This is a genomic window from Deltaproteobacteria bacterium (assembly GCA_029860075.1).
In the GTDB taxonomy this organism is placed as follows: Bacteria; Desulfobacterota; JADFVX01; order JADFVX01; family JADFVX01; genus JAOUBX01.
Window position 1 is genome coordinate 1 of the sequence record JAOUBX010000109.1, and the last position, 12,356, is coordinate 12,356.

The following is a 12,356-nucleotide window of genomic DNA, read 5'->3' on the forward strand; positions in this document are numbered from 1 at the left end:
CTGGCGGGCAATGTGAAGGGCCTCATCGTAGTTCCCCTCCATGATAAGACGCTTGAATTTTGCCGAACCTGCCACGTTGGCACGTTCGCCAATATTAACAAAAAGAGATTCAGGACCGATATTGAGCGGTTCGAGACCACTGAGCCTGCTCTTTTTCTCAATTTTGGGCACTGTCCTTGGTGAAACATCTTTAACGGCCCCGGCAATTGCCTTAATAAAATCGGGATCGGTTCCACAACATCCGCCGACAATATTTAGAAGACCACTCTCTGCCCACTCTTTAATCTCTGCCGCCATCGCCTCAGGAGTTTCGTCAAAACCACCAAGCTCGTTAGGAAGACCCGCATTAGGATGGGCACTTACATAGGTATCGGCAATAGTCGACAGTTCCTCAATATGCTGCCTCAACTCCTTTGCTCCAAGGGCACAATTGAGTCCTATGCTGATGGGTTTTACATGCCTGAGCGAATTCCAGAAGGCCTCCATCATCTGTCCTGTCAATGTCCGACCACTGCTATCAGTAATGGTGCCTGAAACCATGACGGGAATGTTTACTCCCAGTTCTTCAAAGCACTCTTCCATGGCAAAGATAGCTGCCTTTGAATTGAGGCTGTCCGTAATAGTTTCAATAAGGAGAAGATCAGCACCACCCTTGATGAGGCCCTCTACCTGTACCTTGCAGGCAGCTCTCATCTCGTTAAAGCTAATCTCCCGGCTTCCGGGATTGTTCACATCAGCCGACATGGACAGTGTTTTAGTCGTCGGCCCCATCGATCCTGCCACAAAGCGCGGCTTCTGTGGCGTCTGCCTTGAATATTTTTCACAGGCTTCCTTCGCAATCCTGGCCGCCTCATAATTCATATCAAAAACACAATCTTCCAGGCCATACTTGGCCATGTCGATAGCAGTGGAGCTAAATGAGTTTGTCTCTATAATATCAGCGCCTGCTTCAAGGTAGGCCTCATGGATCTCTCCAATAACATCAGGTCTGGTGAGTACAAGGAGGTCATTATTCCCCTTAAGCTCCTTATTATAATCTTTGAAGCGTTCGCCCCTGAAGTCTTCCTCGGTCAGCTTATAGCGCTGGATCATGGTACCCATGGCGCCATCAAGAATAAGAATACGCTCCTTAAGGAGTTTTTCAAAAAGAGTCATTTTTTACCTTTTAGTTTTTTTAAATTATAACGATTAAACCGGATAATTGCGACCCCCACAGGGGGTAAGTACTTTTACGTAATTATTTTCAGCCGTTCCCGGCTGAAAATAATTTCTAAAGTACTAAATAAGGAGTTTTTTCAAAAAGAGTCATAGCACCTTTTAGTTCTTGTGATTATTAATCCTGATAATCGTGACCCCCACAGGGGGTAAGTACTTTTACGTAATTATTTTCAGCCGTTCCCGGCTGAAAATAATTTCTAAAGTACTAAATTCCGAGGGCTTTCCAGATAGCAGTGGTAGGAGCAACCTGGTTCATTGTAAAAAAGTGAAGACCCGGCGCACCTCCGTCAAGCAGCCTTTGGCAAAGGTCAGTTGTTACATCGATACCGAACTTCCTTAACAACTCAAGATCACTGCCATAACCTTCCAGCCTTTTTCTCAGCCAGCGGGGTATTTCTGCACCGCAGGTATCACTAAAACGGGCAAGCTGCTCGTAATTGGTTATGGGCATAATGCCGGGAACAATGGGAACCTGTACTCCACGCTCCGCGCATTCATCGATAAACCTGAAATAGGCATCGGCATTGTAAAAGTATTGTGTTATGGCCGAATCAGCCCCTGCTTTCACCTTTCCGGCAAAATTATCAAGATCCGACTCTGCATCAGTCGCCTGGGGATGAATTTCGGGATAGGCCGCCACCTCAATGTAAAAATGGTCTCCCGTCTCTTCCCTGATAAACTGCACCAGTTCATTGGCGTAACGAAAATCACCGATACCGACACCCATTCCCGAAGGAAGGTCGCCGCGGAGCGCCACAATACGGTCAATTCCTTTATCCATATAGGTTTTAAGAAGATGTAATACCTCCGACCTGGTCGATCCTATGCAGGAGAGATGAGGCGCCACTTCATAACCGGCATCTTTCAGACTAAAAACCGTCTCCATGGTCCCCTGCTGGGTACTGCCGCCTGCTCCAAAGGTAACAGAAAAATATTCAGGCCCAAGCGCAGCCAGTTCATCTCTTGTCCTCCCGAGTTTGACCACCCCCTCTTCCGTCTTGGGCGGAAAAAATTCCATACTGAAAACTTTTTTCTTTTTCTCCGGTTTTTTCATGGCGCCTATAATATATGAGATCCCCTGTAAATGCAAGCTGTGGAAAAGAAAACAGGCTGAAAGAAAGTATCCCGGAAAGCGGTTGACAAAACCACGGGCTACAGGGAATCTGTGACAGGCTGTTCAAAACAGGGAAGTTGCGCCCGACAAGAGCAGCATAGAAGGAGAAGCAAAAAAAGGGAGGCTTAAAGCCTCCCCTGTTTTTCTTAAAGACTGACGATCAGTTTTCCTCGCCTGTATACTCCGGCCTGTCCAGGATGGGGATAAGGTTGTTTGACCAGTGAAGCCTTCGTCTAACCTTGTCAAAGGTAATCACTCTTACGTCTCGGGCCTTGAATTCGACAGTATCCTCAAAAACATAAGGCTTTACGCCCTCTTTTTTGGAGTCAAGCATGGTAACCCTGATCGTATGTATTCCGGGCACAATGGGAAGAACATCGTAAATAACGGCAACGGCATCTCTTTTTCTTCCCGTAGGCTGGTACTCTTTTTGATGGATTTTTTTACCATCAATAAAAACCTCCATTGCTGTTGGAAATCTTTCTCTTGTCGTCGTGGCCCTGCTCTTCAAGCTCATTCTGACTTTTTTGTCCTTTTTAAGAGCCTTCCTGTACTCTCTGGCCTTTTTTCTAAGAGAACCGACTTCATCATATTCCTGTACTCTCTGCCCCGTATGCTGAAAAGCAAGTTTCAGCTCAGCCGCACTATCGGGATAAAAGGGATAAGGCACTGCTGTATACTTCATGACAAAGAGAGCAGGCAGCAACAGAATAATAACACCGAGTATCCAGTTGGGTTTTGTCATTTTAGTTACCTCCTTTTTCTGTCTCGGGAAGGTCTTTTAAATATTCCCTGAAAGAATTGATTTCTCCGAGAAAGTCGCTCTTTTGGACTTCCGACGAGAGGGAGAAGCGAATTCGTGACTGATCGATGTTTTTCCGCATAACAGGCTTTCTTTCCCCTTTCACTCTTGCAACAAGATGAACATTTCCATACCTGTAGTGGCAGTCATTAACCTGACATCCCGAAATAAGAACGCCATCGAGGCCTTCAAGAAGCGGAATGGCGACCATAGACGGCTGAACCATTCCCATACAGGGCATCCTGATACAGCCGACAGAGGTCTTGCACTCCACTTTCTGACAGATAGAGGGAGGATTACTGTTTTCACACATAAAGATGAATACCTTGGGGCCGTCATCAGGATTAGCTTTAACCGTTCTGGACAGGGTGGTAATCCTCTCCTTTATATCTTTCTCAAGCAGGAAGGGCATGTCAATGGCCTTGTAGTCACAAGCTCCCACGCAAATACCGCAACTTGCACATCGTGACGGTTCGACAACCGCTTCGAGAGGCCAGCTTCGTCCGTCCGTTCTCGGTCTTACGAAAACAGCCTCGTAAGGACAATCCCTGACACACTGTTCGCATCCGGTACAGTTTTCATAAATAACTTCTGCCGCTTCTCTCCGGCGCACTTTCCCGTACCAGGGAAGAAAGGTGAGAAAAAGCGTTACCACTACCAAAACTACCCATACCGCCCAAACAGGAATCATCTGGATAAGCGGGAGAAAAAACATGTAGAACCAGTCAAATTGGACTTCCGCAGGGAGTCTGCTCAGGTCTGCCGGGGGACCGCTGGTAGCAGGCCTGATAAATGAAACGATAACGAGAGCCGCTACAATAAGATACATCAACTCTTTGGGAGGATTGATCTTTGCATTACGCATCCTCATTACATGGGCCATAAAGAGCAGGAGCAGGAAAACAGGCGTAGCAAAGTGGATGAAAAGAACAATGTAAAAGAAAAAGTCCGACGGCATTTGCGCAAAAGCAAAGGATAGAGGCTTGCTCATTACAGGAAGCACATCGACGAGAAGCGCTGAAACCCAGGCTATAAACATGGCAAGCTCATCCCAGACCATGATATAACCGAAGAGACCGCATATAATAAGAAACCAGATAGTGGCAACACCGGAAACCCAGGCAAGCCATCTCCAGTACCTGTACCTGTTTGTAACAAATACATGGATCGTATGCAGGACGGCAGCCACAACAAGGCCGCCTGATGAATAGCGGTGGAGACTGCGCATAAGGCCTCCCAGGTACCATTGTTCATGTGTCAGGTATTCAATAGACTGGTAGGCCGTCTTTGCTGAAATGTCATAGAAGAGAAAAAGGTATAGCCCTGTAGCAACCAGTATCCATGTCATAAAAAAGCAAATTGATCCAAACCAGTACATGGGATTCAACCTGGGAGTGAATATTTTATTCATCCCGTATTCAATCCAGCTCCACCCCCTGTGAAGCTGATGCATGATAAACCCTTCGTTCATAGTTCTACCTCTCCAGTGTTATAAGGTTTCTTCTTTATTAGCCGGTTCTTTGCCAAAAGTTTTTAAAAGCCATTTTTTAATGTCATTCTTGAAATATAAACCGCCAACAAGAAGAATGACAACAGCCTGAAGCACAACGCCAAGAATATAGGAATAATCGACGTAATATTCCCCTGTTTCCGGATTGTACCTGATACAGATTGACTTGAGCTGATCAATAAAGGTGGGCGCCCTTTTTTCAGGGATATTTCCCGTAATCAGTTCATTAATGGGTATCCTCAAATCTGCCGCTCCAATGCTGGTCTTGTATATCTGACGGTAAATTTTTCCTTCTTTATCGACAATGCTGACAAGGCCGAGATGATTAAAGGCGCCCTCTTCCCTCTCTTCATAATAGAAACCGAAATCCTTTACCATCCGGTCTATCGTCTCTTTGTCACCGGAAGCAAAACGTACAAGTTTAAAATCCGCCTCATGATGAAGGGCAAATTCTTTCATCATTTCAGGCGTGTCATATTCAGCGTCAAAACCGACAACAATCGCATTAAAATTGTCACCCAACTCCTTTTTCACCGCTTCTATGGCAGGAACCAGTGTGGCAACGATAGAATTGCAAATGTCGGGACATGTCGTGTATATAAAGGTAACAAGAAGTGGTTTGCCTGCATACTCCGCCGTATTAAAGGCCTTCTGCTCATGGTCTGCAAGCGTGTAGTGGGCCGTTTTTCTTCCTTCCGCCTTTTTTGCTGTCTGCACCGCTTTTTCAAAAAAAATCCTGTCTTTATCTTCGGCAAAACTCACAGAGGGCCAAAGAAGGCAGACGCAGAACAAAAGAATCAAACTTTTTATTTCAGCTATCATCAGGATAGGACTTATCTTTTTCTTATGCATTGCTCGTAGTTATTCCAGAGTTCCAGTCCTGCCTCTTTCAATTTGAAAGAACAACCTGTAAGGGACCACTTCATAGCCAGGGTCTGGATCATTCCAAGGAGCATGAGCGCCGAATTTTTCGGGTCAACATCATCTCTCACTGTCCCATCCTTCTGGCACTGTTTTATCATTTCCGCCAATCGGGTCATATGATTATTTATATTATTGAGCATCCGTTCTCTCAAAAGGTCATTATCAAGATGGATCTGGTCTGAAAAAACAAGACGGGGAATACCGACATTTGCTTCAATATGTTCGAGGTTAAGAAGAAAGTTGTCCTTAAGCTTTTCAATACAGGGAACAGGTGAACTCATCACGGCCTGCATCTTTTCCCTGAGGCCGCTGCCTATCTTCTCTATCGTTTCAAGCAATATATCATCTTTATTCTTGAAGTGCCTGTAGAGCGCCGCTTCCGAAATACCAACTTCCTTGGCAATAGCCGCTGTGGTAAGGCCTTTCACACCATCTCTGCCAACAATGACAAGCGCCGCTTTTGCTATTTGGTCACGCCTCGTTTCCCTGTCGATTTTGCCGTTTGATTTCACGCCAGACCCCTCATAAGTAAATACTTACTAACATAATAAACAGGTCCATTCCTTTTTGCAATACTTTTTTACAGGCGTCCCTTGAGGCCGTCACAGATAAGGCGCAATAAAAGGCCTGCCGCTTTTCTTTTTCAAGAACTTTACCCCTCTCTCTACTGTCAAAGATCGAGAGAACCTTTCTCTTTGCCCTTGCTCCGGCAAGGGGAACAACTGAGCTGTTTATTTACACCTCACATTGTGCTAACGTATGTAGCAACAAGAAAGTTTTTCTTTTTCAATAAGGAATTTGATGAAAGTAATGATCATTGTCCCCCCGAGAGTGGGGGGGGTACCTGTCGTAAGAACAGAGCGCTTTGAACATAGAGACCTTGGCGCCATTTATCCGCCCATTAACTGCCTCTACCTGGCGGCCCTTCTTGAAAAGGAAGGCCATGAGGTCAGTTTAATCGAAGCCAACGCCTTTGACCTTACCCTTGATTACATAAAAAAAGAAACCGAGCGAATCAAGCCTGACGTCGTTTTTGCCAGAACAGGCTTCGATACGCAGGAAGAAGACATCAAAGTACTGGAAATTGCCAAAGAGCATGGCGCCCATACGCTTCTCAGGTGCAAGATAATCGCAGAAGTCCCTCACATAAGGGACGCCCTGCTGGAAAAGCCTTTTATCGACATCTTCATCAACGAGGAGCCGGAAAGTATCGTACCGGGCCTTTTAAAGAAAATTTCCCACAGCGGTTCCTGGAAAGATGCACCCGGCATCTCCTTCAGGGAGAAAGGAAAAATAATCACCACGCCACCGGGCAATAGGCTCACCGCTCCCGATGACATGCCTTTTCCCGCCTATCACCTCCTTCCGAACATTAAGCCCTATCACACGGGCATAATGATGCGGCCACCCTTTACAACGGTCATATCGTCGAGAGGATGTCCCTTTAGCTGCACATTCTGCTCCTACGGCAATGCAAAATACCGCACCCGCTCACCGGAAAATGTGGTGGCCGAACTGGAATGGCTCGTTGACCGGTACGGTATAAAGCGCTTTATCTTTTTCGATGAAATGATCTTCCTCCATGACGGCAGGATTGATGAAATATGCAAACTCATGCTCGAAAAAGGCCTGAAACTTAGGTGGACTCTCAATTCGAGAGTGAAACCGCTCAACCTTGAAACACTCAAACTGATGAAAAAGGCAGGCTGTTTCGAGATCTGCTTCGGTATAGAATCGGGCTCTAACAAGATACTTGAAAATATCGAAAAAGGGATTACAACTGATGACGTTAAAGAGGCGGCCCGCCTGTGCAGGAAGGCAGACCTCGACATTTACGCCATGATGCTTATCGGCTCTCCGGGCGAAACGGAAGAGACCATTAATGAAAGTATAAAGCTCATCCAGCAAATCGATCCTTTTTATACCCAGTTTTCTTTTGTCGTCCCTGCGCCTAATGCGCCGGGCTTTGACTATTACAGGAATAACAATCTTTTGCTCACGGAAAAGTGGAGCGACTACTGTCCCATTGAAGAAAAACCGATTATCAGGACAGAAGCGCTAAGTCCTGAAGACCTGATCAGGCTGAGAAGTAAATGCTACAGGGAAACCCAACTCAATGTGGCCCATTTTTTCAGAAAGGTAAAAAAAATAGACTGGAGCCTTATTCACTGGGGGGAGAACATTAAAATTCTCAAGATTATCTGGAAAAGAGTTTCATCCATACTAAAAAACAGGATGGTAAGATAGCAGTGAAGATACTTCTATATTCATCACTCGCTGAAGATACGGGTGGAGCCATCAGGGCCGCCTATATCAGGGAAGCCCTGGAACGCTGCGGCCATGACGTTGTTTATGTAAAGCCCTTAAAAAAAACGAGGCCCCTAAAATTTGACTTTCTCCTTTCCCTTCCCTCATATACTTTCGCTGCGCTGACGACCCCCTGCCATGTTGCCATGGCTATAAAGCCTTACCCGAATACAGGCCTTCCGCTGCTGCTCAGAAAAATGCTGGGCACAAAAATAGTCATCGATGTGGATGACCTCGACTATGCTTACCGCGAAGGAGGAATCATCTCCTGGGTGGGTGAAAAAATACAGAAACCCTTCCCCAGACTCTGTGACATGGTGACCTACCATAACGACAATCTCTTTCACCATCTGACGGAAGACTTCAACGTTGCGCCGGACAAACTCTACAGGCTCGACCAGGGTATTGATATAAAGCAGTTTGATGATAAGGCCGTCCATGAAAAAACACGGAAAAATCTCATTGAAAGGTATGACCTTAAAGAAAAAAAGATCGTCACTTATGTAGCCCACCTCGATCCCGCCTGTGATCTCGATGCCATCCTTGAGGGTCTTCCCATGGTGAGGGAGGCTGTCCCTGATTTCTGCCTCGTCGTCGTGGGAGGGGGCCTCTTCGAAAAGCAATTCAGACAACTGGCTGAAAGGCTTGGTGTCGGTGATTGCGTCAGGTTCACGGGACTCTTGCCAAAAGAGGGGGTCATTCCCTTCATCGCCATCGCCGACTGCTGCGTTGTCTATTATAAGGACAGAAAGGCCAATTATTGCCGCACTTCCATGAAACTCCGCGAATATATCAGCATGGGAAAGAGGGTTGTCTGCAACGATGTAAGCGAGCTTGCAAAACACAAGGATTATACCTACCAGACAAAAACCTCTGTTCCTGAATTCAGCCGGATGCTTATCGATGTTCTCAAAGGCAAATCAGACGGGCGGGAAGAGCGCGGCAAAACCTGCATGAGAGAAAACTTCTCCTGGGACGTACTGTCAGGGAAACTGGGTAAAAAAATGGAAACGCTTGTCAGGTAATCTTTTTATCACATGCTCTGTTACCCGCTGTGTCCAGGGGGTAACAATCCCTCATTGCTTACAGAAAAAATTCGAAAAAAACAACAAAAGCAAGGCTTGTTACGACAAGACTTGCAAACATTGCCGGCAAACCGATACGCATCCATTGAACAGGCGTAATTTTTGCTGATTCCATACCGCATTCTTCCGATTCGACTACAACAATAATATTGGCTGTAGCGCCGACATGCGTCCCGTTACCTCCCAAACCAACCCCAATGGCAAGGGCCCACCAAAGGGGAGCAATATTAATGCCGTTATCATCAAGCCCGTGAATAATAGGAATCATGGTAACGGTAAAGGGGATATTGTCGACAACAGCGCTCAACAGGGCTGAGACCCACATTAATAAAAGCGCCGCTTTCAGCAGCATCTGAGGCTGCACTGCCATATGGGCAAGCTCCTTTCCGATAATCTGCAACAACCCCGACTCTTCCACACCGCCGACAATCACAAAAAGGCCTGCAAAAAAAATGAGAACCGACCAGTTCACCTCACCGAAGAGCTTTTCCGGCTTCGGTTGAATGAGCATAAGGGCAAAGGCCAGTCCTATAAATGTAGCAAAGGCCGGATAAATATGGATTCGGTGATGAATAAAGAAAAGAAGAACAATGATGAGGACTGCAATAAGGCCTTTTAATAAAGTCTTCGCATCCTTAATGGCCCGTTTTTCATCAAGATCTATCCTCCCCCCGAAAGGCTCGCTCAGTTGCCGGTGAAAAAGCAGAAACAGAAGCGCTATCGTACATATCCATGCCAGAAAAACGGGTGGAGCCATATGCAGGAGGAAACTGGAAAAATTTATTCCCGCCGCCGATCCGATCATTATGTTTGGGGGATCACCGACGAGCGTCGACGCCCCGCCGATATTTGAGAGAATGGCTTCAGCCATAAGGTAGGGCATGGGATTAAGATTCAACATGCGGGTAATTAATACGGTAATAGGCGCAAAGATAATTACCGTTGTTACATTATCGAGAACCATACTGATAAGCGTGACAACAAGAGAGATATAAAAGAGGAGGAGCCGCGGCTTTTTATGTGACATTTTGGCCAGGCGTATTGCAATATATTGAAATATTCCCGTCGGCCTGAGCATAGCCACCACCATCATCATACCGGCAAGCAAAAGCAGCGTATTGGCATCGATAGCCTTCATGGCCGACTCCTGTGAGTAAAAGCCGAAAACCATACCGAGAATGATTATCGTTACGGCGCCGATGATGGCAGCGCTTGTGCGGTGAATAATTTCACTGAATATGACTATGTAGGACATGAGCAGCACGGCTGCGGCAATGAACATGTTTCTATCAAGAGAGGCAAGAATTGTTTCCATGGTTCGGCAGGCCTATCGGTATTTAAGCATCAGTTGCGCAATGCCCATTCGGGTGACGATCCCTTCATAAATACCATTGTCTATCAGAAAGATATAACCGGTGTTGTATTTTTCCATGATAGCCAGGGCCTTTACAACAGGGGACGCTGCTGTGATAATAGCCATATCTTCAAGAACAAAATCATCAACGGGGAGGCTCAAAACCTTCTCTGACAGAGAATGGGAAATAGACACATTTTGGAGGTCATCACCGAGCAGGTGAGCAGCATCGACAACATACTGGGGAATGCAGGTCGACTTGAGTGTATGACGAATGGAAACCCGTCCCAAAACACGGTCTTCATCATCACAATAGGGGATACCGGGAATATTTTTTCTGACGCATTCATCAAAAACATCACCAACGGTCATTCCCGACCTTGCCATTCCCGTCTTGATGACTATATCCAGTAATCGCGCTTCCATAGGAACTGTTCCTCACTATTTAGTTTTCATCCGGAAAGGGTGCTTTTTCGCAATCTCTGCGTCAATCTTCAGATTTGCTTGTGCGACGTACAGCAGTACGTCTCCGCACAAACCCTTGATTTCCTTGACCTTGCAAAAAATCCCTCCTTTCCGAATTGAAAACATAGTTTGATTTATTATAGTTTCTGGATGGACACTATTCAGTCTCAAAAGATAGAAATCAGGATATGAATCGATTATATTAAAGATTAGCATGTCATAATTGAAGCTGCAACGTGAGAAAACCCTCAATTAATTATTCCCCAGGACGCGGCAAGGCAAAGTGGTGCAAAGATATTTTTCTATTAATAATTTCCGTCAAGCCCTCTTACTGGGAGCTGTTATGACTCTCTTATCGGCTCCCAGGATTTTTGTAAGCGGTCTTTTTCCTCCCGGTTATATATTTCCCACCTTTTTTCTTTTAACCTTGCTGGCAGCTACCGTTACCGCATGGAGTCATTGTGGCGGAATGAAAGGGGCCTTTCCTCCGGCAAGGGAAATAATCAGGGGATTGCTGCTGTCATTTGTGCTTCTCATTCTATTATTTCCCCTTAAAGTATTCTGGTTTAACCCCTTCTTTTACTCCGCCATTGCAGAGACCGGCAATACACAGGAACTGAGACTTATTTTCCCGGAAACTTTCATGCCCGCCATAGCGCTCACCCTCTGGGTAGTGGGCTTTGAAACGCTTTTCTTCCAGGCCGCCGCCATGTCTTTCTTTGCGAAACTGACAAAACAACCCGGGGCGGCAATTCTCCTCTCCACGCTTTTGAGATTTTACGTTACCTGGTTAAGACTTGTCGACATGGGTGTAAAAAACGGTGAAGCACTTATAATTTCGCATGCCCTCCTTATGAACATTATTTCCTGCCTTCTCTTTATGCGCTACGGACTGTTGCCTCCCATGTTTTTTATAGGGGGCCTCTCTATCTACAGGTGGGTATTTTTGTGGGTATAATTAGTCGGGCATGCTCCAAATTACCAACTCAAGTTCCGCACCCCTCTTGGGAATGATAAATTATTGAAATAATTAAATAAAAGCAGAAAAGCGGTTTCCTCATCTTCCCTCTTCCTGAAGCTTGCTATTTTTTGTGCTCTCTTTTCCATGCCGGTCACCATTTTCTTTAAGTTTGCTTTCCTTTTAATCCCCTATAGAGCATGGCTTGCGCCAAAGGCTGAAAAAAAGTGATACAGCTTTGCAAGTCATTGAATTAGCTGAAAGGAGAGGGAGAAGAAAATGGATCAGAGACAGATGCGGGATGATGGCTTATGATTAGGTGGATTCTGAGATTTTGATTTCGGGATGGGATTGCTTGTTACACCTACAGAGCAGCGGAAAACTTTACTTATAAAATCAATGATTATTGGTTGAAAGTGAAGGGTGCATGGTATCATTTTCGTATGGCACCAACACTCAAAGTCAATAGTCAAGTCTGACCCCTCTTGCCCGTAAAGTGGTACATTCTTGACCCTGATGCAGTTTTTATTAGTGTCCACAACTGAGGAGAAGGATTATGAAAATTATAAAAGTTGGTGACAGAGGTAGGGCGGCTTGTGATAAATGTGCTGCATTTGTA

11 protein-coding genes are annotated in these 12,356 nt (G+C 45.7%); 3 read left to right on the forward strand and 8 right to left on the reverse strand.

All coding sequences use genetic code 11. The features are described 5' to 3' along the window. The 6 genes from OEV42_20005 to OEV42_20030 all read right to left on the reverse strand — a co-directional run. Positions 1 to 1,155, reverse strand: a 1,155-nt coding sequence (locus OEV42_20005) for a homocysteine S-methyltransferase family protein (protein ID MDH3976554.1), incomplete at its 3' end; no start/stop codon positions are given. A gap of 268 nt (positions 1,156 to 1,423) precedes the next feature. Continuing rightward, positions 1,424 to 2,272 (reverse strand): methylenetetrahydrofolate reductase [NAD(P)H], encoded by an 849-nt coding sequence (metF, locus tag OEV42_20010; GenBank protein ID MDH3976555.1) that lies wholly within the window; start codon positions 2,270 to 2,272, stop codon positions 1,424 to 1,426. A 220-nt stretch (positions 2,273 to 2,492) separates the two neighbouring features. Further along, complete coding sequence (locus OEV42_20015; GenBank protein ID MDH3976556.1) at positions 2,493 to 3,077, reverse strand: hypothetical protein; 585 nt, start codon at positions 3,075 to 3,077, stop codon at positions 2,493 to 2,495. 1 nt (position 3,078) lies between these two features. Further along, on the reverse strand, positions 3,079 to 4,605 hold the full coding sequence (locus OEV42_20020) for a hydrogenase iron-sulfur subunit (protein ID MDH3976557.1): 1,527 nt from the start codon (positions 4,603 to 4,605) through the stop codon (positions 3,079 to 3,081). Between the two features lie 18 nt (positions 4,606 to 4,623). Then, positions 4,624 to 5,496, reverse strand: coding sequence for an SCO family protein (locus OEV42_20025; GenBank protein MDH3976558.1), 873 nt, complete (start codon positions 5,494 to 5,496; stop codon positions 4,624 to 4,626). Next, positions 5,478 to 6,080 (reverse strand): TetR/AcrR family transcriptional regulator, encoded by a 603-nt coding sequence (locus tag OEV42_20030; protein ID MDH3976559.1) that lies wholly within the window; start codon positions 6,078 to 6,080, stop codon positions 5,478 to 5,480. The genes OEV42_20025 and OEV42_20030 overlap by 19 nt, the downstream gene beginning before the upstream one ends. Positions 6,081 to 6,369: 289 nt before the next feature. On the opposite strand from OEV42_20030, the gene OEV42_20035 reads away from it, so the two are divergent. Beyond that, positions 6,370 to 7,815: a B12-binding domain-containing radical SAM protein gene (locus OEV42_20035; protein ID MDH3976560.1), complete on the forward strand. Its 1,446-nt coding sequence runs from the start codon at positions 6,370 to 6,372 to the stop codon at positions 7,813 to 7,815. 2 nt (positions 7,816 to 7,817) lie between these two features. After that, the gene (locus tag OEV42_20040) at positions 7,818 to 8,900 is read left to right on the forward strand and encodes a glycosyltransferase (GenBank protein MDH3976561.1); all 1,083 of its coding nucleotides are present in this window, start codon (positions 7,818 to 7,820) and stop codon (positions 8,898 to 8,900) included. A gap of 58 nt (positions 8,901 to 8,958) precedes the next feature. Here OEV42_20040 and OEV42_20045 read toward each other — a convergent pair whose 3' ends face one another. Beyond that, on the reverse strand, positions 8,959 to 10,275 hold the full coding sequence (locus OEV42_20045; GenBank protein ID MDH3976562.1) for an ArsB/NhaD family transporter: 1,317 nt from the start codon (positions 10,273 to 10,275) through the stop codon (positions 8,959 to 8,961). Positions 10,276 to 10,287: 12 nt separating this feature from the next. Beyond that, the gene (locus tag OEV42_20050; GenBank protein ID MDH3976563.1) at positions 10,288 to 10,740 is read right to left on the reverse strand and encodes a CBS domain-containing protein; all 453 of its coding nucleotides are present in this window, start codon (positions 10,738 to 10,740) and stop codon (positions 10,288 to 10,290) included. Between the two features lie 382 nt (positions 10,741 to 11,122). Here OEV42_20050 and OEV42_20055 point away from each other — a divergent pair, with 382 nt between their 5' ends. After that, positions 11,123 to 11,737: a hypothetical protein gene (locus OEV42_20055; GenBank protein MDH3976564.1), complete on the forward strand. Its 615-nt coding sequence runs from the start codon at positions 11,123 to 11,125 to the stop codon at positions 11,735 to 11,737. The last annotated feature ends 619 nt before the right edge of the window (positions 11,738 to 12,356 follow it).

Coding starts and splice junctions, on each gene's coding strand:
- OEV42_20015 (MDH3976556.1), bottom strand. CDS start 3,077: ATGACAAAACCCAACTGGATACTCGGTGTTATTATTCTGTTGCTGCCT.
- OEV42_20020 (MDH3976557.1), bottom strand. CDS start 4,605: ATGAACGAAGGGTTTATCATGCATCAGCTTCACAGGGGGTGGAGCTGG.
- metF (MDH3976555.1), bottom strand. CDS start 2,272: ATGAAAAAACCGGAGAAAAAGAAAAAAGTTTTCAGTATGGAATTTTTT.
- OEV42_20055 (MDH3976564.1), top strand. CDS start 11,123: ATGACTCTCTTATCGGCTCCCAGGATTTTTGTAAGCGGTCTTTTTCCT.
- OEV42_20045 (MDH3976562.1), bottom strand. CDS start 10,275: ATGGAAACAATTCTTGCCTCTCTTGATAGAAACATGTTCATTGCCGCA.
- OEV42_20025 (MDH3976558.1), bottom strand. CDS start 5,496: ATGCATAAGAAAAAGATAAGTCCTATCCTGATGATAGCTGAAATAAAA.
- OEV42_20050 (MDH3976563.1), bottom strand. CDS start 10,740: ATGGAAGCGCGATTACTGGATATAGTCATCAAGACGGGAATGGCAAGG.
- OEV42_20035 (MDH3976560.1), top strand. CDS start 6,370: ATGAAAGTAATGATCATTGTCCCCCCGAGAGTGGGGGGGGTACCTGTC.